The organism is Fastidiosibacter lacustris, assembly GCF_003428155.1.
Classification (GTDB): domain Bacteria; phylum Pseudomonadota; class Gammaproteobacteria; order Francisellales; family Francisellaceae; genus Caedibacter; species Caedibacter lacustris.
Genome location: NZ_QLIR01000011.1, coordinates 43,531 through 67,395 on the forward strand (window position 1 = coordinate 43,531; position 23,865 = coordinate 67,395).

Annotated in this window: 19 protein-coding genes; 9 read left to right on the forward strand and 10 right to left on the reverse strand. The window is 36.2% G+C overall.

The features are described from left to right. Window position 1: 1 nt before the first annotated feature. Window positions 2–592: a CBS domain-containing protein gene (locus DNJ77_RS06425; RefSeq protein WP_157966620.1), complete on the reverse strand. Its 591-nt coding sequence runs from the start codon at window positions 590–592 to the stop codon at window positions 2–4. A 252-nt stretch (window positions 593–844) separates the two neighbouring features. Here DNJ77_RS06425 and fumC point away from each other — a divergent pair, with 252 nt between their 5' ends. Next, window positions 845–2,224 (forward strand): class II fumarate hydratase, encoded by a 1,380-nt coding sequence (fumC, locus tag DNJ77_RS06430; protein ID WP_116964172.1) that lies wholly within the window; start codon window positions 845–847, stop codon window positions 2,222–2,224. A gap of 34 nt (window positions 2,225–2,258) precedes the next feature. Here the strand turns inward: fumC and dacB are convergent, their stop codons facing one another. Beyond that, window positions 2,259–3,668, reverse strand: coding sequence for a D-alanyl-D-alanine carboxypeptidase/D-alanyl-D-alanine endopeptidase (dacB, locus tag DNJ77_RS06435; protein ID WP_239986767.1), 1,410 nt, complete (start codon window positions 3,666–3,668; stop codon window positions 2,259–2,261). 90 nt (window positions 3,669–3,758) lie between these two features. Between dacB and folB the strand changes: the two genes are divergently transcribed. The 8 genes from folB to pheT all read left to right on the forward strand — a co-directional run bounded on the left by folB (window position 3,759) and on the right by pheT (window position 14,005). Next, window positions 3,759–4,121 carry a dihydroneopterin aldolase gene (folB, locus tag DNJ77_RS06440; RefSeq protein WP_116964173.1) on the forward strand — a complete coding sequence of 121 codons (363 nt, stop codon included), beginning with the start codon at window positions 3,759–3,761 and terminating at the stop codon, window positions 4,119–4,121. After that, window positions 4,109–5,407 (forward strand): dihydropteroate synthase, encoded by a 1,299-nt coding sequence (gene folP, locus DNJ77_RS06445; protein WP_116964174.1) that lies wholly within the window; start codon window positions 4,109–4,111, stop codon window positions 5,405–5,407. Before folB ends, folP begins: the two co-directional genes overlap by 13 nt. Before the next feature lie 102 nt (window positions 5,408–5,509). Continuing rightward, the gene (locus DNJ77_RS06450; protein ID WP_116964192.1) at window positions 5,510–6,439 is read left to right on the forward strand and encodes an ABC transporter ATP-binding protein; all 930 of its coding nucleotides are present in this window, start codon (window positions 5,510–5,512) and stop codon (window positions 6,437–6,439) included. A gap of 5 nt (window positions 6,440–6,444) precedes the next feature. Then, the gene (locus tag DNJ77_RS06455; protein WP_116964175.1) at window positions 6,445–7,224 is read left to right on the forward strand and encodes an ABC transporter permease; all 780 of its coding nucleotides are present in this window, start codon (window positions 6,445–6,447) and stop codon (window positions 7,222–7,224) included. 17 nt (window positions 7,225–7,241) lie between these two features. Further along, the gene (locus DNJ77_RS06460) at window positions 7,242–8,891 is read left to right on the forward strand and encodes an NAD+ synthase (protein ID WP_116964176.1); all 1,650 of its coding nucleotides are present in this window, start codon (window positions 7,242–7,244) and stop codon (window positions 8,889–8,891) included. Between the two features lie 342 nt (window positions 8,892–9,233). After that, entirely contained in the window at window positions 9,234–10,499 is a 1,266-nt protein-coding gene (locus DNJ77_RS06465; protein WP_116964177.1) for an MFS transporter, read from the forward strand. 63 nt (window positions 10,500–10,562) lie between these two features. Then, the gene (pheS, locus tag DNJ77_RS06470) at window positions 10,563–11,576 is read left to right on the forward strand and encodes a phenylalanine--tRNA ligase subunit alpha (RefSeq protein WP_116964178.1); all 1,014 of its coding nucleotides are present in this window, start codon (window positions 10,563–10,565) and stop codon (window positions 11,574–11,576) included. Window positions 11,577–11,623: 47 nt separating this feature from the next. Further along, a complete protein-coding gene (gene pheT / locus DNJ77_RS06475) occupies window positions 11,624–14,005 on the forward strand; it encodes a phenylalanine--tRNA ligase subunit beta (protein ID WP_116964179.1) in 2,382 nt (793 codons plus the stop codon). 6 nt (window positions 14,006–14,011) lie between these two features. On the opposite strand, the gene DNJ77_RS06480 is transcribed toward pheT, so the two are convergent. The 8 genes from DNJ77_RS06480 to DNJ77_RS06515 all read right to left on the reverse strand — a co-directional run. Further along, window positions 14,012–14,533 carry an NADH-quinone oxidoreductase subunit B family protein gene (locus tag DNJ77_RS06480; RefSeq protein ID WP_116964180.1) on the reverse strand — a complete coding sequence of 174 codons (522 nt, stop codon included), beginning with the start codon at window positions 14,531–14,533 and terminating at the stop codon, window positions 14,012–14,014. Window positions 14,534–14,535: 2 nt separating this feature from the next. Next, the gene (locus DNJ77_RS06485; RefSeq protein ID WP_116964181.1) at window positions 14,536–16,062 is read right to left on the reverse strand and encodes a hydrogenase large subunit; all 1,527 of its coding nucleotides are present in this window, start codon (window positions 16,060–16,062) and stop codon (window positions 14,536–14,538) included. Then, window positions 16,059–17,519, reverse strand: a complete 1,461-nt coding sequence (locus tag DNJ77_RS06490) for a proton-conducting transporter transmembrane domain-containing protein (RefSeq protein ID WP_116964182.1) — start codon at window positions 17,517–17,519, stop codon at window positions 16,059–16,061. The genes DNJ77_RS06485 and DNJ77_RS06490 overlap by 4 nt, the downstream gene beginning before the upstream one ends. After that, window positions 17,516–18,112, reverse strand: coding sequence for a hypothetical protein (locus tag DNJ77_RS06495; protein WP_157966621.1), 597 nt, complete (start codon window positions 18,110–18,112; stop codon window positions 17,516–17,518). The genes DNJ77_RS06490 and DNJ77_RS06495 overlap by 4 nt, the downstream gene beginning before the upstream one ends. 53 nt (window positions 18,113–18,165) lie before the next feature. After that, entirely contained in the window at window positions 18,166–19,122 is a 957-nt protein-coding gene (locus DNJ77_RS06500) for a respiratory chain complex I subunit 1 family protein (protein ID WP_157966622.1), read from the reverse strand. Continuing rightward, window positions 19,119–20,918, reverse strand: a complete 1,800-nt coding sequence (locus DNJ77_RS06505; protein ID WP_157966623.1) for a proton-conducting transporter transmembrane domain-containing protein — start codon at window positions 20,916–20,918, stop codon at window positions 19,119–19,121. The genes DNJ77_RS06500 and DNJ77_RS06505 overlap by 4 nt, the downstream gene beginning before the upstream one ends. A gap of 233 nt (window positions 20,919–21,151) precedes the next feature. After that, a complete protein-coding gene (metK, locus tag DNJ77_RS06510; protein WP_116964186.1) occupies window positions 21,152–22,312 on the reverse strand; it encodes a methionine adenosyltransferase in 1,161 nt (386 codons plus the stop codon). A 398-nt stretch (window positions 22,313–22,710) separates the two neighbouring features. Continuing rightward, window positions 22,711–23,865 (reverse strand): leucine-rich repeat domain-containing protein (locus tag DNJ77_RS06515; protein ID WP_204723370.1); only part of this gene is annotated, 1,155 nt, incomplete at its 5' end.

Genomic DNA, 23,865 nt, shown 5'->3' on the forward strand with positions numbered 1-23,865 from the left:
GTTAGATGATTTTATTTAATTCGGCTAAACTGCGTGAACCGAAGTCATGACCAATGCTGGCCCCTAAGCGTTTAGCAATAAAGCTGGCTGAAATGATTCCACGAATAACAGCGTTACCATGTTTATCATATTCTTGAATAAGCAAATGATCAATTTGCTGATCGTGCATTAAACGTGCAAGATGTCCAACACGTGCATCTTTTAATACATCGTATTCTAGAACAGGTAGCGCATTGATTTTGGTCATAAGCATTCCACTCGTCATTTCTTTAAAGTGAACACCTTCTCGCTGTGCAACTTGTGTTCTATATACACCATGCAAGCGTTTTGCATTGATAAGACCAATGATTTGGTCATCATTATTAACAACTAGTAAAGAATGTACTTCAACTTTTTGCATCTTTTGTAAGGCATCGTCAATTAAAGCTTTTACATGGATAGTGTATGGCTTTACGATATGAAAATCAGAAAATACGTCTAAAGCTCGTGTTTCAAGCGATATCACATCCATGCTTTCAGGGTGATAATAAGGAATACTTTTTTGTACTGTGTGAGTAATAGTTTCCAGTAGTTTATAATCTTTAAATGGCATAAATACTCGTCCTTTAATCTTTAGTGATAAGTCGCACATAAGTCTAATCAGGATTGCGCTACATTGCAAACCTTGTGAGATGTAAAGTTAACATATGTCTATCAGCTTGCTTGTAAAAACTTTGTAGCGTCAACCAAAATAATAGCCAATTGCCGGCAACAGTATTTTAGTCTGTTTATTATCTGAGTTTTCTTATGCTTGAAAATATGCTTAAATCAAGCAGCTGTTTGATTATAAATGGAGTTAAATAACATGGGAATACGTATAGAAACTGATAGTATAGGTGAGATTGAGGTCAATAGTAACAAGTATTGGGGTGCGCAAACAGAGCGCTCATTGATACATTTTTCAATTGGGAACGATTTAATTCCACAGGAAGTCATCAAGGCGATGGCAATATTGAAAAAAGCATCTGCTTTAGCAAATTTTGAGTTAGGGCTTTTAAAAAAAAAATACAAGGATTTAATTGCTCAAGCAGCTGATGAAGTTATAGATGGCAAGCATGATGATCAATTCCCCTTACATGTGTGGATGACTGGCAGTGGCACACAATCAAATATGAATGTTAATGAAGTAATTTCAAATCGTGCTATTGAATTAGCAGGTGGGATATTAGGTAGTAAAGATCCTATTCACCCTAACGATCATGTCAACATGTCTCAATCATCAAACGATACTTTCCCAACAGCTATGTATATTGCAACAGCAATCAGCGTAAAAAAGAAACTTGTTCCCGCTTTGCAAACGATATATACGGAAATGAATAGTAAAGTTAAAGAATGGGAAAAAATTGTAAAGATTGGGCGCACTCATATGCAAGATGCAGTGCCTTTAACGTTAGGGCAAGAGTTTTCAGGATATGCTGAGTTATTAAAGCAAGATATTAGCCGTTTAGAAGCAGCATTAACAGATGTTTATCAACTTGCAATTGGAGGGACAGCAGTTGGGACGGGATTAAATGCACCAAAAGAATTTGCACAAAAAGCATGTAAGCATATTGCGAAAATTACGGGATTGCCTTTTATTTCTGCTGAAAATAAGTTCGCAGTACAAGGCTCACACGATGCTTTAGTAGCAATGATGGCACAAATTAAAGTGTTAGCAAATTCATTATTTAAAATAGCCAATGATATCCGACTGTTAAGCTGTGGACCTCGCGCTGGTTTCCATGAACTTTTGTTGCCTGAAAATGAACCTGGTTCTTCTATTATGCCTGGCAAAGTTAACCCTACTCAATGTGAAGCGATGACGATGGCATGTGTGCAGGTTTTTGGTTATGATCTGGCAGTAACCATTGCAGGCAGTGCGGGTTACTTGGAAATGAACGTTTATAAGCCGCTCATTATCTATAATATTTTGCAATCTATAAATATGTTATCGGATAGCTGCATTAATTTTACACGTTTTACGTTAGCGGGCACAAAACCTAATAAAAAGAAAATTGAAGAGTATTTACATAATTCGTTGATGCTTGTGACAGCATTAAGTCCCGTGATTGGGTATGATAAAGCATCAAAAATAGCGCATTATGCCGATAAACATAACCTATCCTTAAGTGAAGCAAATAAGGCTTTAGGTTTTTTGCCTGAAGATGAGTTTAATCAGGTGGTCGATCCTTATAAAATGGTTTAACAATGGATGGTTCTAAGAGTTTGTCGCACAACCCTTAGAAGTTATCATAAAAGATTTTAATCACTTCGTTTTGGAAAATACGTGATTTCACACGTTGACTTTGGGTTAGGTTGTTAAGCATGATTGAAAAGCTAACCAGGTGATTTTTTTTGGTTAACAGATAACCTGATAGAGTAGACACCCCCGCAAGCGTACCAGTTTTAGCATGGACCTTGCCTTGGAGTTTCCCCACCATTCGATAAGCAAGTGAACCATCTTCACCTGAGCTAGGCAGTGCATTAAAAAACCGTTTACCAATTATGCTATTGTAAACTTTCGTGAGTAACTCCACCATAAAAATAGGGGTGACAATATCTAAGTGAGAAAGCCCTGAACCATCTTCCATGTGTAGCTCACCTATATTAACGCCATAGCTTTTTTGAATGATGGATTTGATTGCTTTGGTTGCACCTTCTGTTGTGCCACTGCCTAACAAGGTGTAACCAACTGTGCGTGCAAAGCTCTCAGCATATAGATTATCGGATTTTAGTAGCATGTGACTAATCATATCATCGATTGATGCGGAGGTTAGTTTAACAAGCATGGTGAGTGGAGTTTTTATTGGTAGATTACCAAAGGTCACATTTCCTGAATAATGGATGCCAACTTCACGCAAAAAATCTTTAATGGTGTGTTGCGTTTTAAGTGCTGGATTTGCAACTGCAAGGTTCAAATAAAACTCGGCTTTTTGTGGTAGACACCCAGATAGGTTAAGCACATTATGATTGGTCATTTGGATATCAAAGGTACAGTTTTTACGCTCACTTGGTGGAGCAAGTCTTGTTGTATTATTGATTGTAATATTACGGGTATTGGAAACCTCTTTAACAGTTGTTTTGTTGCCAGTTGTATTAATAAGCTTGATCACAAAGCAGTTTTTATTCACATTTAGACTTGAAGCAGGTGCTGCAAAACAGTAAGGAGTATCGCTTTTTGACCAGCCATTTGGAACGTAATCACCTGAGAAGTGATTGGCGATAATAACTGCATCGCCATTTATTTTTTGTATCCCACGTTGTTTGATCTGTGAGATAAGGTTGTAAAGTTCTGAACCTGTTAAGCTTGGATCACCTGTAAACTCAAGGTAAAGATTGCCATTTAAGGTACCATTGCTAAATTGTGACTTGTCATATAAGACCGAAGTTGTAAATTGGAAGTTTTTTGGCAAGGCTGTTAATGCAGCAATGACCGTGAAGATTTTATTGTTACTTGCCGGAATAAACGGGAGATTTTCAGCGTATTTATAAAGCACTTGTCCAGAGCTCACACGTTGAGCAGCAATACCTATAGAGGCGTCGGATAAATGATATGTTTTAACCAAAGATTGAATTTCACTTTGTACAGAGCCCATCGTTAGCGTAACGTTGCCAATAGTAAAAAATAAAAATAATGTTAATTTTTTCACAATTATGGATCAGTTTAGACTATCGAATTTGCAGAATGTTGTTGATAATAGCAAGATTTTAAAAACCTTGTCACGTGTGATCTAGCGATTATGTATAAACTTAAATTAAATGGTATAGCTTTAAATACTTATCTTGGTGTTTATGATTTTGAACAACAACAGATGCAAACCGTTCTAGTTGATGTAATTGTAGAGTTTAAAAATATTCCCAAAGCCTGCATAAGTGACGCACTTGAAGATACTTTTTGTTACGCGCAAATAAACGAAGTGTTAATGAGAACGGCCGCATCAAAACGTTATCAACTTATTGAGCATTTAGCGCAGTCTTTGCTAGATGCTTTGGTTTTACACCTTAATCATCCATTAAACGTCTATCTTGAGTTACATAAAACCCCACCTCTAGAGAATGTAGTAAATGCAAGTTTTTGTGTGGAGTATATATGCCAAAAGTAGTGTTAGGATTAGGGAGTAATTTAGGTGCTAAGCTTGATTACTTACGCAAAGCAGTTGATCTTATTGATAAACGTATAGCTAAAATCATTGCTACTTCAAAGATTTATCAAACATCAGCATTGTTGCCACAAAGTGCACCAGTAAGTTGGAATATAGATTACTATAATATGGCGCTTCTTATTGAAACAACGCTTGAACCACAAGCTCTTTTATTAGGGATTAAGGCAATTGAAACAGAAATGGGGCGTGATGCACTACATGCGTTTTGGTCACCTAGAGAAATTGATATTGATATTCTGTGTTATGGAGATGTAACTTTAAGTAGTGATGCTCTTAATATTCCCCATAAGGCATTATTGGAGCGTAATTTTGCGTTAAAACCTTTGTTAGAGGTTTACCCTAATTGGCGTTATCCAAATAAAGACATAGATTTATATGAATACTTAAAAAAAATGGAAAAATTGAAGCTTGCCCCTTTTACTTTATCAGCAACTCAAATCATGGCAATTGTAAACTTATCAATAGATTCATTTTCAGCGGAAGAAGCTCAGCCACCAACTGTCGATGAATTTGCAGGTTATGTTATGAGATTGATTGAAGAAGGAGCGGAAGTCATTGATTTAGGTACAGAGAGTACTAAACCACAGGTAAAAGCAAAAACTGCTGAGAAAAATTGGCTCATGCTTCAGCCTTATTTAATTGTCTTAGATGAGTTGATAAAATATACTGGCTTATCAGTTACACCTAAAGTGAGCATTGATACCTACCATGCGCAAGTTGTTGAAAATGCCTTGCACTATTCATGTGTGAATATGATTAACGACGTTTATGGTATAGAAGCCCAAGCTATTGCAAATCTTATTAAAGGCGCTGATATTAAATATGTCTTTATGCACCAATTAGGCAAAGCGGCGACAAACTACCTTGACATTAATCGCGATCCTGTTTTAGAAGTTATTGAGTATGCGCAACAAAGAATCGCGGATCTTATGTCGTGGGGGATGAAAAAAGAGCAATTAATATTTGATATAGGAATTGGTTTTGGTAAGCACGATTATCAAGCACGTGCCTTACTTAAGCATGTAGATAAAATTAAATCAGCGTTAGGCGTGGAAATACTGATTGGTCATTCGCGTAAGTCATCAGTTATGCGAGTGGTTGAAGGCAAAAGCAATTTATACAAAGATATTGCAACGGCAATGATTGCTCATGAGCTTATCCAAAAAAATGTGGATTATCTTCGTGTCCATAACGTTGATTTAACGAATATGGCAAGGCAGATATAAGGCAGTCTAGATTGGTTAAACTAGCATGTTGTTATAGCTTCAAGTTTATAATTTGCTACAATGTGTTCATTAGTCTTCAATGAACACTGGATTTTTGTTCTTATGAGCTTTGAAAAAGCATTGTCGTTGGTCAATGTCAACAAAATTTATAAAGGTGGATTGCACGCGGTTAAAGATATTAGTTTTGATGTTTATCCAGGTGATTTTTTTGCACTTTTGGGTCCAAATGGTGCTGGTAAATCAACCACCTTAGGCATGATTTCATCTTTGGTTAACAAAACAAGTGGCAGCATAGAAGTGTGTGGTTTTGATACGGTAAAAGATGCGTATATGGCGCGTAAACATTTGGGTGTAATGCCGCAAGAAGTTAATGTAAATGTCTTTGAAACACCTTTACAGATCCTTTTAACCCAATCAGGTTTCTTTGGTATTTCACGTAATGAAACTGTTCCTTATGCAGAAAAGCTATTAAAAGACATGGCATTATGGGATAAAAAAGACACACAAGTCCGATTTTTATCAGGCGGAATGAAGCGCAGACTTATGGTTGCTCGTGCATTAGTTCATAAACCAAAGGTATTGATTTTAGATGAACCGACAGCAGGTGTAGATGTTGAGTTAAGGCAAATATTGTGGCAGCAGATAAAAGCTTTAAATGACAGGGGTTTAACCATTATTCTCACTACACATTATTTAGAAGAAGCAGAAAGCATGTGTAATCGTATTGCACTTATTCATAATGGTAAGCTTCATATCAGTTCAGACATGAAAACTTTTTTGCGTTCGGTTGAAAAAGAAACTTATGTTTTTGATTTAAAGCAACCCATAAGCATGAATAAATTTAGTTGTGAATATGGTCAATTTACAGTTGTTGACCAGATGACTTTAGAAATTGAAGTAGGTAAAGATGTATCCTTGAATCAATTATTTGCAGGGTTATCCGAGCAAAATATAGAAGTGATAAGTGTTAAAAGCAAAACGAATAAATTAGAAAAATTATTTATTGATGTTGCTAGAGAAAAAGTGTGGTAGAGGACATGACAATTAAAGAATATTGGACGATTTATTATACGCTTCTTAGAAAAGAAGTTGTGCGCATATTTAGAATATGGCCACAAACGATTTTACCATCTGCCATTACGATGAGTTTATATTTTTTAATATTTGGCAAAGTCGTTGGTGCACGTGTTGGAATGATGGATGGCTTTGATTATATGCAGTTTATTACTCCAGGACTTGTTATTATGGCGGTGATTAACAACGCCTATGCAAATGTAGTTGGATCTTTTTATGGTGCGCGTTTTAGTCATTCAATCGAAGAATTACTTGTTTCTCCTGCTAATAACCATCTGATTATTTTGGGATATATTTCGGGTGGGATTGTGCGTGGTGTAATTGTTGGTGTATTGGTAAGTATTGTTGCGGCACTCTTTGGTGGAATATCATTACATTTTCATAATCTATTATTGATTATGCTTGCCTTTTTATTGTGTGGGGCGTTATTTTCATTGGGCGGGTTGCTCAATGGGATATTTTCCCAGAGCTTTGATGATACAACCATTTTCCCAACTTTTGTATTAACACCACTGATTTACTTAGGGGGTGTATTTTATGGTCTAAGCGTATTGCCGCCATTTTGGCAGCATATTGTTCAATATAATCCATTGTTTTATATTGTTGATTTTGTGCGTTTTGCTTTTATTGGATATTCTTCAATGAACCCCACAATTGCTTTTGTTGCAATTATTATCTTTATCGTTGTTTTATATAGTCTTGCATGGTATTTATTATCGCGTGGTATTCGTCTGAAGTCTTAAATTGAGTATTTTAATAAATGAAAATTTCCATAGTTCAATTAAATTACGTTATTGCTGATTTTGACTATAACTTTGAAAAAATAAGTAAAGCAATATATACACATAAAGATTCAGATTTGATCGTTTTTTCTGAACTGTGTATTACAGGTTACTATCCATATGATTTGTTAACTTATCCTGAAATTATTGATAGGCAAAATGAAGTAATTCAAAGAATTAAAGATTTAACAAAAAAATTACAGGTTGCTGTTATAATAGGTGCAGCTACAACAGTTTCAGCGCTTAAAAAGTTTCATAATAGTGCACTTGTAATTGATAAAGGTGAACTTGTATTTAGTTATCATAAGCAATTAATTCCAAGTTATGGTGTATTTGATGAAGCACGGCATTTTATTCCAGCTAAAAATAACCCCGTATTTTCATTTAAAGGTCAAAGCATAGCACTTTTGGTATGTGAAGATATTTGGTATGACAATCATCAAGGCTATGATTATAATCCTATCGACGCTTTATCGTCGATAGGATTAGACGTCACTATTGTATTAAATGCCTCACCATCGATGTTAGGCAAATTTCGACAACGCCAACGCATTGTGTCTAATATTGCCAATAAACTAAAGTCACCTATTATTTATAGCTCACAAGTTGGTGGTTATGATGAGCTTGTCTATGATGGCGCAAGTTTTATTTGTAATAAAAAGGGCGAGCTTATCGCTCTAGCAAAGCATTTTGAAGAGGATGTAATTAGTGTTGACTTGGCAAATTTACCTTCTACGATATTGCCTTATCCTTATCAGAATCAGCCATATGCTTTAGTTTTAAAGCAGCTTACCTGTGGGCTTTATGATTATGTGCATAAATGTGGTTTTAAGGGTGTGGTTGTGGGCTCATCTGGTGGCATTGATAGTGCTTTGACACTTGCTATTGCAACTTTAGCATTAGGTAAAGAAAATGTAAAAGCCATTACGATGCCATCAGCTTATTCTTCAGCAGGCAGCGTTGATGACTCTGTTAAGCTATGCCACAATCTTGAAATTGAGTTATTTATCCGTGAGATCAAAGAAGAATTCTTATTAACTTGTCAGAATTTTGAAAAGGCATTTGGGCATCTACCTAAAAAACTCACCCAAGAGAATATGCAAGCACGCATTCGTGGACGCATTGTGATGGAATATTCTAATGACAGCGGATTTTTGATGCTTACAACAGGTAACAAAAGCGAGTTGGCGGTAGGTTATGCAACCCTCTATGGAGATATGTGTGGTGCGTTGAATTGCATAGGTGATTTGTATAAACACGACGTTTATGCGTTAGCTGAATATATCAATCAATGTTATGGTGAGCTTATCCCCAAAGCGATCATTGATAAAGCCCCATCTGCGGAACTTTCAGAAGGTCAGAAAGATTCGGATAGTTTACCGGATTACTACTATTTAGATGCTATGCTTAAACTCTATTTAGAACGTGATTTATTGCAAGAAACAGAAATTAAGCATCTACAAAAAATCGTTGATAAAGTGGATATAAAAGAGCAAAAACGCATTTATAAAATGGTGGAATTTGCTGAATTTAAACGTAAGCAAGCACCACAAATTCTGTTTATTCAACGTCGACCTTTTGGAATAGGGCGCAGAATGCCAGTAACAGCAAAATTTCAAAAGCAATAGGAGTTTTAAATGAAAAAGGTAGCTGCGTTTGTATTATCATAAAATATGTTGATCTGTTAGATGAAATTGACAAGACCCAATCACTTAAATATTTGAAAAAAGGTTAAATGATAAAGAATACTATAAAATATCAAAATACGATGGATTGGTAAGACAAAATTATATTACTTTATTTGCGAATATCAGCATTCTTTAAATAAACTTGATAACCTTTTTACTAAAGGTTTAGAAATAACTCACAAAGATAGAAATAAAAAAGGCATCAAAATTTTATTGTGACTGTGCTTTATCTCATTTAAGCTTGGAAGCTAAATGATATAAAGATGAAAGTTAGAAACCACTATGTCAGTTGACAAACCAAAATATGCCATGTTATTTACTCCAATTTTAAGCATGTGTATTTTAACTATTGGTAATACTTTTTATACAACTTATACCACGCTTGAATTAGAGCGTATGGGGCAGAGTAATTTTATTGTGGGTTTGATCTCTGCTGCTTATTTTACTGGAATGGTGCTAGGTTCTTATTTTAGTCAAAAGCTTATTTTGCGAATAGGTTATATTCGAGCATATGTCCTATTTGCAACTTTGATGGGGTTAGGCGCTATCTCACAGGGTATATTCTATGACGTACCCATTTGGGGAATATCACGTTTTATTTGTGGTTATGCACTTGCTGGGCTTTTTATCGTTGTTGAAGCATGGTGCTTAGAGGGAGCAGGTAAGAGTCACAAAGGACTTGTATTGTCGATTTATTTGTTTATTTATTATTTTGTCCAAGCAAGCGGACAATTTTTATTAAATATTCCATTTAACAGCGTGTTGATGACCTTTTGTGTGATTTCCATTTTGGCATCGATATCGATTATCCCAGTGTGTTTGACACGTTTTGAAATGCCAAAACAGGAGCATCCTAATCTGCTTTCACCTGTTATCCTTTATAAAAAAGCACCACTTGGTATGTGGACAGCGCTTGTTGCCGGGATGATATTAGGGAGTATTTATACGATTTATCCATTATTTCTAAAACAAGCAAAGATTCCCATTGAAAGCATTTCGTATCTGATGTTTGCCATTATTCTTGGTGGTATGTTGCTTCAATTACCAATTGGTAAAATATCTGATTTAGTTGATCGCAGGATTGTGCTTGTATCAATGTTGATAGGCTCGGTGTTTATTTCCATTTTGATTTGTATCTTTCATAATAATTTTTGGCAACTTGCGATTTTTTCATTTATCCTAGGTGGACTTACTTTTACTTTTTACCCTTTGTCTATTAGCTATTCTAGCGATTATTTAAGTGCCGATCAGTTGATAGGTATCGTTGGGATTTTAGCACTTTCTTATGGGATGGGATCAATGATAGGACCGCTTGGTGTGACTTGGCTTATGTCCTTGTTTGGACCGTTTGGATTTTTTATTTATGTTGGTTTTGTTTGTTTATTGCTTATGACTTACACTTTATGGCGTATACGTGTGCGTCAAGCACCCAATAATAATGAGAAGGTTGCATTTCAAAGCATGGCTGCTGAAACTTCTGTGGCGATAGAAGTCGTTTATGAACAGCAGTTAATGGAAGAAAAAGAAGCCCCTGCTCATAAGCAATAAACTCTGCAAAATGATTTTTGAGTGGTATATAATAGCCACCATTATTTTACAAAGGTAACATACATGCAAATCGTAGATGATATATGCTCTAGAGCCCTATTTGCTATAGAGAATACTAAAAATAAGCAAGAGTTAGATCAAATTCGAGTTCACTACTTGGGGAAAAAGGGTGAACTTACTGAAATTATGAAACAATTAGCAAACTTACCAGATGAGGAAAAACCTAAACTTGGTCAAGCGGTGAATGTTGCAAAGAATAAGTTGCAGCTTGCAATTAATGCACGTTTAGATGTGTTAAATACCATTGAGCTTGCACAGAAGCTGGCTATGGAAAGAATTGATGTTACCTTATCAGGGGTAGGACAAGTGCCAGGCAGTTTGCATCCTATAACAACCAGTATGTACAGAATTGAAAGTTTTTTTAGTAAAATGGGCTTTGTTACGGAGTATGGTCCTGAAGTAGAAGACGATTACCATAATTTTGAAGCGTTGAACATTCCGGATCATCACCCAGCGCGTGCCATGCACGATACGTTTTATTTTAATCCGATTACAGTTTTACGGACTCATACATCAGGTGTGCAAATCAGAACAATGGAAAAACAAGAGCCACCCATTCGCATGATTGCACCAGGGCGTGTATATCGTTGTGACTCAGATATGACACATACACCAATGTTTCACCAAGTCGAAGGTTTATGGATTGATGAGAAAGTATCTTTTACTGATTTAAAAGGTCTCTTAAATGCCTTTTTAAATGCGTTTTTTGAGAAAAATTTGAAAATGCGCTTTCGTCCTTCTTATTTCCCATTTACTGAACCTTCTGCAGAGGCGGATATGGAATGTGTTATGTGTGAAGGAGAGGGCTGTCGGGTATGTAAGCAATCGGGCTGGTTAGAGGTTTTAGGCTGTGGTATGGTCCATCCAAATGTATTAAAAGCAGGTGGTATTGATTCGGAAAAATACCGTGGTTTTGCTTTTGGTATGGGTGTTGAGCGACTAACAATGCTGCGCTATGGTATTCATGATTTGCGTTTGTTTTTCGAAAATGATTTAAGGTTCTTAAAGCAGTTCTAATAGATAAAAAGATCAAAGAAAATATAAAAAAATAAAAAGGTTTAAAAATGAAATTCAGTCATCAATGGTTGAGCAATTATTTGGATGAAAGCCCCACAGTGAGTGTGCTTAAGGAAAAACTCACCACAGCAGGATTAGAAGTCGATTCAATTGAGGCGGTCGCACCACCTTTTAGTGGTGTTGTTGTAGCAGAAATTAAAAGTATTGAAAAACATCGAGCTGCCGATAAGTTAAATATTTGCCAAGTAGATATTGGTGAAGATGAGCTATTGACTATCGTTTGTGGAGCAGGAAATGTTTACGCCGGAATGAAAGCACCACTGGCAAAAATTGGAGCACGGTTGCCTGGTGATTTTAAAATCAAAAAAAGTGAGCTTAGAGGGCAAGAGTCTTTTGGTATGTTGTGCTCGGAAAAAGAGCTAGGCATAAGTGAAGAAAGTGAAGGTTTAATGGACTTACCTATTGACGCCCCTATTGGTATAGATATACGCCAGTATTTACAGTTGGACGATGATGTTATAGAAGTCGACTTAACGCCAAATCGCGCCGATTGTTTAAGTGTTTATGGTATTGCTAGAGAAGTGTCAGCCTTAACAAGTTCAAAATTAATAAAATTACCAGTAGTTGAATTACAAGCAACACAAAAAGCATCTAAAACCATAATAAGCCAAGCAAGCACACTTTGTCCGCGCTATTTTGGACGAATGATTAAAAGCGTTAATACTAAAGCTACAACACCTTTGTGGATGAAAGAGCGGTTACGTCGTTCAGGTTTGCGTTCAATTTCAGTTATTGTAGATATTACCAATTACGTTCTACTTGAACTTGGTCAGCCGATGCACGCATTTGATGCTGATAAACTAACAGGTAGTGTTTATACACGTATGGCAAAAGAGGGTGAGAAGATTATTTTGCTAGATGAGACTGAGGTGACTTTAAAAAGCAATACGCTTGTTATTGCTGATGATAACAAAGTGTTGGCAATTGCAGGTGTGATGGGTGGGCTTTATTCTTCGGTGACGGAAAACAGCAAGACTATATTCTTAGAAAGTGCTTATTTTACACCAGAGGCAATCGCAGGAAAAGCGCGTCAATATGGACTTCACACCGATTCATCTCATCGATTTGAACGTGGTGTAGATCCTAATCTTTGTGCATATGCAATTGATTATGCAACTTATCTTATTCTTGATATTGCTGGTGGAGAAATAGAAGATCTAGCAGTTGCAGATCACTATGTTGATGAAAACAAAATAATAACTTTGCGTTTGAGCAAGATTAATTCTATTTTAGGGATGAATTTTGAGACAAGTTATGTTGAGCAAATACTTCAATCATTGAATATCTCTATCAATAAATTATCACAAGATGCAAATGAAACACTTTGGCAGGTAATCCCGCCAAGCTATCGTTTTGATATAGCAATTGAAGAAGACTTGATTGAAGAGGTTGGTCGTATTTATGGCTATCAAAACTTACCGATGAGTTTACCAGAAGTATCTTTGATACAACAGCAGGTATCTGAACAGGTAGTGGCGCTTAATCGTTTAAAAATAGTTTTGGTTGATCGTGGTTATCATGAGGTAGTGAATTACAGTTTTATCGACCCTAAACTAGATGCTTTATTTTTTAACCAGGCGGGACTTACATTACAAAACCCAATTTCACAAGATATGTCAGTGATGCGCCAAGGTCTGATTCCTGGGTTAGTCAGTACTTTTAAGTTCAACTTAAACCGTCAACAGTCACGCATACGCATTTTTGAAGAAGGAGTGTGCTTTCAACCAGCTGAGCAGCTGGCACATGAATATTTGCATTTTGCAGGTCTTGCTTATGGCAATATCAATCCACTGAATTGGCAAGAAACAACTTTAGCAGACTTCTATTCTGTTAAAGCCGATGTGGAGGCGTTACTACAACTTAATAAAAAGTCGATTAATTATGTTACATGTGAAGATATCGATTGGTTGCACCCAGGTCAGTCTGCTTATATTTACCAAAACGGCGAGCAAGTTGGTGTGATTGGTATTTTGCATCCAAATATTATGAAAGTCATGCAGATTAAGGGGAAATCACCTGTCGTATTTGAGCTGCAAACTAGCAAAATTTCAAATCGAGATATTGCTAAGTTCATGGCAATTTCAAAATATCCAGCGGTTTCACGTGACATTGCGGTGATTGTTGATCGAAATACAACAGCTCAAAGGTTAATCGATGCAGTGAATAAAGCAAATGTATCACATTTGAATCAAGTGGATTTATTTGACATCTATCAAGGCGAAAGCTTGCCTGAAGATAAGAAGAGTGTTGCTTTAAATTTAATATTTCAAGACAATACGCAAACGCTGACTGATGAAATGATGAATGAAGCAATTACTAAAATTCTTACCTCTTTAAAAACCCATGTGGATGCGAGTTTGCGTGAATAGGGTTAGTTAATAACAGTACTCAATTGCTTTGAAAATTCCCTGTATGATTTGAACAGGTGAAGGAGGGCACCCTTTGACAACTACATCCACTGGAATAATCCCTTGAATTCCTCCTTCAACCGCATAACTGTCTTTAAAAACGCCTCCACAATGCGCACAATCACCTATAGCTAGAACTAACTTTGGATGAGGCATGGCCTCATAGGTTTTAACAAGCGCATCACGCATATTTTTGGTTATAGGACCTGTCACAAATAACATGTCGGCATGACGGGGACTTGCAACAAATCGTATACCATAGCTCTCAAGGTTATAAAAGGGATTGTTAGTTGCATGAACTTCAAGTTCGCAGGCATTACAAGAGCCGGCATCCACCATACGAATAGCAAGTGCTTTACCAAAACGTTGAGCAATTCTTTTTTCAAGTATCTTGCCAACTATTTCTAGATCATCAATATCATTAACTATAGGGTTTATTTTTTCACTTTTAATACCTGTTTTAAGTAACTTTTTTGTAAACTTCCACATGATTAGCTGTCCTCACCACTGTAGCTTAAGTTAAAAGATTTATTAATAAGTGGAAAATCAGCAACGATATTATTCATAACAGCATGACTTAATGCAGGCCAGTTTTGCCATGAAGGATCGTGGAAATGGCACCATGAAACTTTAGTATCATGAAGTTGGACTGCAATACATATAGGGCCTCTCCAACTCTCTACGCACATAATACTGATCTTTTCTGTTGAGGATTGATCTATGTCAAGTGCTTGTGTACAGTTATTGAATCCTAATTGCAAAAATTGTTCAATCATATCAATGCTTTGTAAGCATTCACGAAAACGCACATATACGCGTGCAGCGACATCACCTGTTTCTGCCGTTATAGGTGTAAAATCAATTTCAGAATAAGGATAAAGTGTGCAGGATGCCCTGGCATCGATAGCAATGCCAGATGCCTTTGCGATTATACCTAAAACACCTAAAGATTGAGCAAGAGTATGCGTTAAAATACCGGTTGTTTTCAAGCGATCTTGAAGTCCATGGTGATCATGATAAATCTGCTCTAATTGGAACAACTGCTTTTTTACATCATTAAGGTGGTTGAGTAAATCATGTACTATAGATTTATCCCACATAGTCATATACTGTTGTGGGGAGATGGCATCCATCATATATCGATGATGTGTTAGCAGTTTATTCTCACGTACAAGTTTTTCTTTTAAGATGGAGAATTGCATTGCTAAGCTGATAAAACCGGTGTCGTTAATAATAGCACCAATATCACCGATGTGGTTAATCAAGCGTTCGCGTTCAAGTAAAATAGCACGTATACATTTTGTTTTAGCATCTATTTCAAAGCCAAGCTGCTTCTCACAAGCAAGTGCAAAAGCATAAGCATAAGCTACAGTAGTGTCACCACTTACTCTTCCAAGTAAAGAAGCTGCTTCTGACATGCTTTTATTGATAAGTAAAGAATGAATGCCTTTATGTGTGTATCCCAATCGATCTTCTAGTTTTAAAATTCGCTCACCAACGATAGAAAAACGAAAGTGTCCAGGTTCGATAATTCCTGCATGCACAGGACCTACTGGAATTTCATGGACTCCTTCTCCTGAGACTTTGTTAAAAACATAATGTAATTTGGCAAAGCGACTTGATTTGCTGTAGGGATTTAAAATTCCCATTTTGAAATGACCATGATTTAGCCATGCACGTTTATCTTTTGCTTTTTTTGTTGGAATTTTGGTTAAATCGTGGATAGCTCTGTGTAATCTCTCATTTATAGGAAAGGCTTCACTTAAATCAATAAGCATTGGTCGTTTTGGATTTAGTCGAGACACAATGCAGAGCCAGTAGGCTTGATAATAATACAATACATACCAGTTCGTTTCATTTGAAGAGGAGTCAAAAGCAATCCATTCTGTAAGCAAAAGACCATTTTGAGATTTAATTTCTTTAGCAAGAGGATATTGTAACCTAATATCAACAGATAAATATTGATAAGCCTTGATGTTATTAAAGTGTAAAAGATCATTCAGCATTGTTTTATTCATGACTTTCCACCTATGATGGAATATATAGCAGAATCAAGTAAGAAAATAGGCATATAAAGTCCTGCTATGATAACCAATATCAAATGAGCTCCCACTGTCCAGTAAATATGTTTTGTATTTTTTAAATGAGTGATGGGAGTGTTTAATTGTCCAAAAAACAATGGCTGAGTTTTTAATAGTATGGCTAAAAATGCGAGTATCAGTCCTACGACAAGCAAAATCATAAGACCAATATTAGCCTCCATTGCTGCTAGAATCAGTAGTAATTCACTTATAAACAATCCCGATGGTGGTAAACCAAGAATAGCCAAAAAAGAGATTAAAAATAAACTTGCGGTTATAGGAGATTTTTCAAATAATGCACGAATTTTTTGTAGTACTTGAGTATGAAATTGCTGAATTACTGTACCAGATATTAAGAGCAAAGCAGTTTTAACTAAGGCATGTATCCAGATGTGTAGTATCGCTGTAAGTAATGCAAGCCTGTTGCCAATTCCAATTGCAATGCTGATAAGTCCCATGTGTTCAATTGAAGAGTATGCTAACAAGCGATTAAGTGTTCGTTGGCGAAATAGTGATAGGGCTGCAAAAAATAAGCTGATAAAGCCAAAGGTTAAGAAAAGGTAACAAGGAAAATTAATTAAGCCTGCGTTGGCAAATAATAGCTTAAACTTGAGCAAGGCAAATAACGCTAAATTAAGCAAAGCGCCTGATGATAAGGCATTTACCATTGGGTATCCTTCGGCATAGGCATCTGGCAACCAATTGTGTAATGGGACGAATCCGACTTTAGTACCATAACCAACAAAAAGAAATACAAAGCTGATGCTTAATAATTTGGCAGGAATTTGAGAGATATTTGTCATTAATTTTGTCCATAGTAAGCCTTCTTCTCCCAGACCATGAGTATAAGCACCAAAATATAAAATCACAGTACCAAGTAGTGCAAACCCAATACCTACGCCGCATAAAATCAAATATTTCCATGAAGCTTCTAGCGCTTGTGGGGTTTGTCTTAATCCGACTAATGCAATACTGGAGATAGTAGCAAGTTCCATGGCAATCCACATCATGCCGATATTATTACTGAGTAATACAATCAGCATGCCTAGCAAGAACAATTGGTAAGTCGTATGATAAAAGCGATAAACTAAAGGATGTAAATGTGTTTTATTTTCATTATCCAGATAGCTAATGCTATAAAAACTTGTGCTCATTCCAATAAAGCTGCTAAGTATAATAAAAAGGACATTCAGTTTGTCACACATAAACCAGTCTTTGAAAAAAAATAGTGCTGTATCTTCAACATATATTACATAGCCTAAAATAATGCTTATGATAAAGCTTAAACTGCATAATATAGCATTTACATGAGTCGCATATTTCCTGTTTTCTATCCAAGGCAATAGGACTAAAGCAATAACAGAAGGCAAGAGTAATAGCGTAATCAAGTTCATATACGCTCCTTTAGTTTCTCAAATAACTGAACTTGGAAGGAACCATGCTCTTGCTGTATTCGGATTAAGAATAGTGTGAAAATCATAAAACCCATAAGGATATCAAAACTCATCCCAAGTTCGATTAGCCAAGGGAATCCTGTGCTTATCGCTGCGGCTAGAATAAAGATACTGTTTTCTAATACTAATAGACCCATTACTTGAGTGACAGTTTTTCTTCTAAAAGTAATGATTAATACAGCTACAAATGCATTGGCAAGTCCAAGTGAAAATCCTGAAATGTAGCGATGAAGCATACTGTTGACCAACTGCTGTCCTAAAATTAATGCCAAGAGAATAAGCGCAGATGCTAGTAACAGTAGACTAGGCTTATTCAGTATTGGTTCAATACGTCCGGAAAGGTGTAAAAATTGAACTAATTTCCATAGTAAAAATGGTAAAAGAATAACTTTGATGCCAATGGTAATAATTAAAGAAATAAATACTTCCATGCTTGGTGCATAGATCGTTTCTGTGAGTATGTAACTACTTAAAAGCACATTCTGAATAATTAAAAGTTTGATTACATTCGTAATGTAAGATTGGATTAACATTAAACTACTACATAGTAGCATTGAACTTATCAAAAAAAGCAACCAACTATGAATCATGCTGTTGTTCCTATTAATTGTGTTAAAAGAATACCCAGAAAAGCAAGGAAAAGTGCTAAACCAAGGTACTCTGGTATTCTAAATATACGCACCTTAGTTTGTAGTGTTTCTGTAATTGCAAGTAGTGCCAATAATATAATAAGTTTGACTAAGGTTGTGATGAATCCAACTGTAATGGATAATAACGAAGTTTCTACCGCTAAACCAAAAGGAAAAAACAAATTGATAAAGATCAATAAAAATAATTCCAACTTTAACGCATTACTCCATTCTATAGCGGCTAAATATCTCCCTGAATATTCTAGTACCATTGCTTCATGTATCATGGTCAACTCTAAATGTGTGCTTGGATTATCAAAAGGAAATCGGGAGTTTTCAGCAAGCAAAATGATAGTAAATGCGCACAAAGAGAAAGCAAGGCTAGGGTACAGCATACTATGTTGGATCAAGCTAAAACTGATATGACCAAGCGTTAACCCATGTGTTATCAAGCCAAGGTTCAATAATACAAGCAGCAATATAGGTTCAACCAAGCAGGCAATAAACATCTCTCGTCTTGCGCCTAGTGAGCCAAACGCTGATCCAATATCCATGGCAGCAAGTATCATGCTTATTCGAGCGAGTGCTAATATACCAACTAAAACAATGACGTCTATGATCGATGTAAACAAGCCACGATAGAATATAAAAGGAGTGCTAAAAGCAAGTATACTTAAAGCACAAAAGTAGATAAAAGGAGTGTATTTAAATAGCCAGGATGCATTGTAAGGCAATATGGGTTCTTTGATTAAGAGCTTATAAAATACAAAATAAGGTTGAAACAGGGAAGAAGCGGTGCGATTTTGCAGCCAACATTTAAATACTTGTAGAAAACCTATTAGTAAAGGAGAAATTACAATAATGAGTATACCTTGTAAAGCAAGTAGCAAAATTGTGGTTATTTCTGTGGTCATATCCATAATACCAAGATGAGTAAAACAAGTAGCGTTAAGCCAACGTAGGTCAAATAAACAGAAATTTTTCCTTGTTGAATCCAGCGTGTTATAAAAACAATCTTCCAGATAGCTTGTGTTATGGGTTTATAAAAAAAAGGCCATATTTTTTCGGAAATATAAACAAAATAGTGAGGTTTATCACCATTGATATTGGATATATTAATTTTTACTTGAATCAATTTAGAGAAAATCTGTTTAAATGGTTGGGAAAACCCCTCAGCAGAATCTTGCATACGTGAGTTAATGGAATCAAAGCCACATCCCCAGGTGGCATCTCTACGGAAGTGCTTATGGATCAAGGGGAAAATAAGTAACAAGCTTAAAATCATGATAAATGCTAACAGTAATGGAGCAAAATAATTACTGTTTGCCAAGGTTGAATGTGGAAATGAAATAGTGAAACTACCCTTCCAAACAAGAGTGAATTTATCGGATATTGAGTTAATTACTTTTTGAATCATAGAGATAAATGGTGCAGGGTATAAACCAATTACGATCGTCCATATTGTAAGCCACAGTAGAGACACTCGCTCTAACAAATTGGCTGGTTTAGCATGTATTAGTTGAGACTCTCTGGGTTGACCTAAAAATGCAATGCCAAAAAACTTTACAGCGACAAAACCTGCTAAGGCAAATACCAACATACTTGTGGCAGCAATGACAATAGATAGTACAGCAAAGTTGAAATGCTCGAATGTTTGCTGTTTGAAAAAAAGCTGTAAATAAAGCCATTCGGAAATAAATCCACTGAATAATGGTAAGCCTGCCATTGCTAAGCAACCTGTCAATGCGCAAGCACTCACCCATGGCATTTTTTGAATAAGCCCACCTAATTTTCCAATATTGCGTTCACCTGTTGCATGTAAAATTGAACCTGTGCAGAGAAAAAGTAAAGATTTAAATAGGCTATGGCTTAAGCTATGCAATAAAACAATCAGCAAAGCGACGTTAGATAGCGTGTATTGTTGATATTGATAAAAAACAATAGCAAAACCTAGATTTAATACAATAAATCCCAAATTCTCTATGGAAGAATAGGCCAATAGTCGTTTCATATCGCTTTGTAGTGCAGCATGGAGGACGCCAATGAGCATGCTAAGTAATCCAATTGCAATAAATAAAAAACCCCACCATGATTGTTGCCATGGGAGGAGCCAGTAGAAACTAAAGCGAATGAGTCCATAAATCGCCGTTTTTAACATAACACCGCTCATCAATGCAGAAATTGGGCTAGGAGCGGCAGGATGTGCTTCTGGTAACCAAATGTGCAATGGAAAAAGACCTGCCTTTGCACCAAATCCAATTAACATAAGAGTAAATACTAAATTAGCTAGAGGTAGGGCAAAATCACTGTGGTTTAATAGAAAAAAAGCGCTACTGATGCATAAAAAGCCAATATGTGCAATGCCTAAATATAAAAAACCTGCTTGTCGGACAACTTTAGCTGTGTTGCCGCATACTACTAGAAAATAAGAACTTAAACTCATTATCTCCCAAGCAAATAGAAAGGTAAATGTGTTACTTGCACTCAATACCATAAGCATCCCAAGGACGAAAAAAGGGTAAGCTATATGAATAACTCTTTGATGTTTTAAGCTAAAGTGTCGGAAATAAGCTTGCCCAAACCCCGAAATAGCAACTGTTGACAGTCCTAACAAAAGCACAAAAAAGCGTGATAATTCATCTAGTTGAAATAAGAAAGTTAGATTTTCAGGTAGCAATGTAATTTCAAATGTTATGCTTATTAATTTCACGTAAAAAATAGCACTCATTATAATCAGTAAAGCGGCAATGATGGTTGCGTATCTAAAATGACTAAAAAAGCGACTCGGAAGCACAAATGAAAGGCATCCTAGCACAAGCCAAATGAATAATATTATATGTAATATCATTTATGATATGAGAAGACCTTAAACACACCGAGGTATTATAAGGTAAGCAGGTTTATTTGTATATTGAAAGTTAATTGAATTTCCCTAGAGCATTGCTAAATATGTACTGTGGATGATAATGTTTCCGCTTTATCAGTCTTTTCCCAGGTAAAATCAATATCCTCTCGACCAAAGTGACCGTAACTTGCAGTTTTTTGGTAAATTGGACGCAATAAATCTAATTGATGGGTAATTGCATAAGGGCGAAGATCAAAATGCTTAAGTATAAGTTCTTCTATCACATAATCATCCACCTTACCTGTACCAAAAGTATTAACCATAATAGAAGTAGGCTGTGCAACGCCAATAGCATATGAAACTTGGATTTCACATTTATCGGCCAAACGACTAGCCACAATATTTTTAGCGATATATCGTCCCATATAGGCGGCAGAACGATCGACTTTGGAAGGATCCTTCCCAGAAAAAGCGCCTCCTCCATGGTGTGCTGCGCCTCCATAGCTATCAACGATAATTTTACGTCCTGTTAAGCCACAATCACCAACAGGTCCTCCAATCACAAATTTTCCAGTAGGATTAATAAGATATTTGGTTTTAGCTGTAATCCATTCTTTAGGTAAAATAGGTAGAATAATTTCTTCAATAACGGCTTCTTTAATAGCACTTTGTCCTATATCTGCTGCATGTTGGGTAGAGATAACAACTGTATCTACAGCAATTGGTTTACCATCGATATAACGCAATGTGACTTGGCTCTTAGCATCAGGACGAAGCCAAGAGAGGGTTTTGTTTTTGCGCAAAAATGCTTGTCGTTGCATAAGCTTGTGCGCGTAATAAATTGCTGCAGGCATTAAAGTTGGTGTTTCGTTAGTAGCAAAGCCAAACATAAGTCCTTGATCACCTGCACCTTGATCAAGTGGATTTTGGCGATCCACACCTTGTGCGATTTCAGGAGATTGTTTGCCAATAGCATTGATAACCGCACAATCATTACCATCAAAGCCAAGCTCGTCTTTGTCATAGCCAATACCTACGACAACTTTGCGTACGATATCTTCGATATCAACCCAAGCAGAAGTTGTAATCTCGCCAGCAACTAATACCATTCCAGTTTTAACAAGCGTTTCACATGCAACACGAGCATGTTTGTCTTGCGCTAAAATAGCATCAAGAATTGCATCTGAAATCTGATCAGCAATTTTGTCTGGATGACCTTCAGAGACAGACTCAGAGGTGAATAAAAAATCATTTGCCATATTTGTATCCCTTTACTTTGTATTTTATAACAAGCTAAAAGGCTTCTATAAAAGGAGAATGAAAGTATAGAAACGCTTTAGCGGTGTTATTTTTTTGTCGCCCGCAAGTTGTTGTTAAATCAGCGACAGTGCGCAATATGTTAAGTTGATGTCAATAAGCTGTCAAATGTTTTTCTTCTCATTTGCCAAATATGGGTTGTTAATCTGTAATCTGCAGCGTTTGACTAAGTATTTCTGTAATCGTTTTATAAGCTGCCGAAATTGATTGCCTCTTGTAGCACACGTAAAAAGTGCTTATCAAAATCACAAGGGCAATCAGTAGCATGACTAAATATTTAGAACCAGTCCCTAGTCAATGAGAAGGCACCCCTTTTTAGAAAGGGATGTAAATGCCTAGATTATTTTTGACACTCTTGGTGATTTGGATTCCATATAATTTCATCGGTATTAAAATTCATAAAGGCTTCCTGATGGAAATCATATGCTGACGAGGGTTCCTTATTACGACAAATAATCACAGACTTAAGTTTAGTAGGATCAATCTGATAAAAAGCTTGGTTACCAATCGTTGTAACACTATTTGGGATGACCACTGAAGTAAGCGGAGCCGCAGCAAAAGCCTCATCTCCAATAAATGTAACTTTATTAGGTATTTTGATTGAAGTTAGGAATTTAGTCGAAAAAGCATAACTTTCAATCCTTTTAACGCTATCAGGTATCTTAACCGAAGCTAGTCTTGTGTTACCAAATAGAGATGAGCTGATAATTGTAATACCCTCAGGTAAGATAGCTGAAGTTAGCTGTACACCATAGAAAAAAGCAAGAGGTCCAATATCTGTTACACTATTAGGTATAATTACTGTGGATAGCGTAGTGTTATAGTAAAAAGCTGCCTGACCAATTTTTCTCACACTCGCTGGGATCACAACAGAGGTTAGTCTATTCTCAAAAGCAGATGTACTAATTTCTGTTACACCATAGGGAATCACGACATCGGTTAGTGACCCTATATAATTGCTTAGAACGCCATTTTGAATAGTCATACCATCTGTATTGTGAACTTGGATAGAAGTATAGAAGTGCTCTACTGTGCCATTTTTATCTTTAACGTCTATTCTAATTTTATGTTCACCCAGCTTAGTATTTGCCGTTGGTTTAAGTTTTATTGTTATATAGTTTTGATTTTGAGCACTCTCAAGTGTGACCCCAACAGAATTGTTTTGAGTTTCATCCGTTACTGTAATGGTGGGATCAGTAAAAGAACGGGTATACAGCTTAATCGTTGCTAGTTTAGCAAGATCGTTTACATCTACTGATCTGCCTTGTGTATTATCGATTGTGTCATAATAATAGACAACGTCTTTGTATACTACTTCGCCATTACTCTTAATCGTAAAATCAGCAATGCTGTTTGATGCTAATAAATGCATTGAAGAATCCTTAAAACTGATACTGCATGGCTCTTGATCAAGTAATGATTGACAGTTCACGCCAGTAAGTTCAGATTCACCTATTGTGAATGTAAGGTTCTCTAAATCACGCCCTGATACATT

Bases quoted from the DNA above. Each gene is read 5' to 3' on its own strand.
- folB (WP_116964173.1), top strand. From the start codon at position 3,759: ATGTATAAACTTAAATTAAATGGTATAGCTTTAAATACTTATCTTGGT.
- DNJ77_RS06495 (WP_157966621.1), bottom strand. From the start codon at position 18,112: ATGTTAATCCAATCTTACATTACGAATGTAATCAAACTTTTAATTATT.
- pheT (WP_116964179.1), top strand. From the start codon at position 11,624: ATGAAATTCAGTCATCAATGGTTGAGCAATTATTTGGATGAAAGCCCC.
- DNJ77_RS06460 (WP_116964176.1), top strand. From the start codon at position 7,242: ATGAAAATTTCCATAGTTCAATTAAATTACGTTATTGCTGATTTTGAC.
- DNJ77_RS06425 (WP_157966620.1), bottom strand. From the start codon at position 592: ATGCCATTTAAAGATTATAAACTACTGGAAACTATTACTCACACAGTA.
- DNJ77_RS06455 (WP_116964175.1), top strand. From the start codon at position 6,445: ATGACAATTAAAGAATATTGGACGATTTATTATACGCTTCTTAGAAAA.
- folP (WP_116964174.1), top strand. From the start codon at position 4,109: ATGCCAAAAGTAGTGTTAGGATTAGGGAGTAATTTAGGTGCTAAGCTT.
- fumC (WP_116964172.1), top strand. From the start codon at position 845: ATGGGAATACGTATAGAAACTGATAGTATAGGTGAGATTGAGGTCAAT.
- DNJ77_RS06480 (WP_116964180.1), bottom strand. From the start codon at position 14,533: ATGTGGAAGTTTACAAAAAAGTTACTTAAAACAGGTATTAAAAGTGAA.
- DNJ77_RS06465 (WP_116964177.1), top strand. From the start codon at position 9,234: ATGTCAGTTGACAAACCAAAATATGCCATGTTATTTACTCCAATTTTA.
- DNJ77_RS06450 (WP_116964192.1), top strand. From the start codon at position 5,510: ATGAGCTTTGAAAAAGCATTGTCGTTGGTCAATGTCAACAAAATTTAT.
- metK (WP_116964186.1), bottom strand. From the start codon at position 22,312: ATGGCAAATGATTTTTTATTCACCTCTGAGTCTGTCTCTGAAGGTCAT.
- DNJ77_RS06485 (WP_116964181.1), bottom strand. From the start codon at position 16,062: ATGAATAAAACAATGCTGAATGATCTTTTACACTTTAATAACATCAAG.
- DNJ77_RS06490 (WP_116964182.1), bottom strand. From the start codon at position 17,519: ATGAACTTGATTACGCTATTACTCTTGCCTTCTGTTATTGCTTTAGTC.
- DNJ77_RS06500 (WP_157966622.1), bottom strand. From the start codon at position 19,122: ATGACCACAGAAATAACCACAATTTTGCTACTTGCTTTACAAGGTATA.
- pheS (WP_116964178.1), top strand. From the start codon at position 10,563: ATGCAAATCGTAGATGATATATGCTCTAGAGCCCTATTTGCTATAGAG.